This is a genomic window from Streptomyces glaucescens (assembly GCF_002154375.1).
GTDB classification, from domain to species: Bacteria; Actinomycetota; Actinomycetes; order Streptomycetales; family Streptomycetaceae; genus Streptomyces; species Streptomyces glaucescens.
Genome location: NZ_MUND01000748.1, coordinates 1 through 651, shown reverse-complemented (window position 1 = coordinate 651; position 651 = coordinate 1). Strand labels below are relative to the sequence as shown.

At 81.1% G+C, this 651-nt stretch carries 1 pseudogene; it reads left to right on the top strand.

The window, feature by feature from the left end:
- Nucleotides 1-203: 203 nt before the first annotated feature.
- A pseudogene (locus CCN42_RS36525) lies at nt 204-651 on the top strand (PQQ-like beta-propeller repeat protein); the annotation flags it as partial.

Genomic DNA, 651 nt, shown 5'->3' with positions numbered 1-651 from the left:
CCCCCCAACCATCCCGCCTCCGCCTCCGCGCCCGCCGGCCGCACCCGCTCCGCCTCCGCGCTCCACAGCCGTACCCCCACCGGCGTGGCGCCGGGCTGCTTGGCGCGTTCCTCTGCGTCCTCCTCGCCGTCCCGCTCCTGGCCGCCGCCCACGAGGCCCGGCGTGCGCCCTTCGGGGACCGGCTCAGCGCGTACACGCGCGTGGTGGACGAGCGCGCCGTCCGGACCCGCGTCCACGGGGCCGCCGTGGAGGCCCGCGACCCCCGCAGCGGCGCGCTCCACTGGCGGCACACCCGCGACGGCCGGCGCCCGCTGGCCGTGCTGCACGCGCGCGGGGAGGCGATCGCGCTGTGGGACGACGGGCTCGTCACGGACACCGACGGCCGCCGCGTGCGCTGGCACCGTGCCCTCCCGGCCGCCGCCGGCTGGCTCCGCGCGCAGGGCGGCACCGGCGTGTTGCGCCCCCTGGGCCGGGGCATGCTCGCGGTCGTCACCCCGCGCCGCGTCACCGCCTACCGCGTCGCCGACGGCGATCTGCGCTGGGTGCTGCCCGCCCGCCAGGGCTGCGCGTTCGCCCCCGCACGCGCCGTCCGGCACAGCGGGGCCCTGCTGCTCGCCCAGCCCTGCGCACCGTCCGCCGCCTGGACGGCGC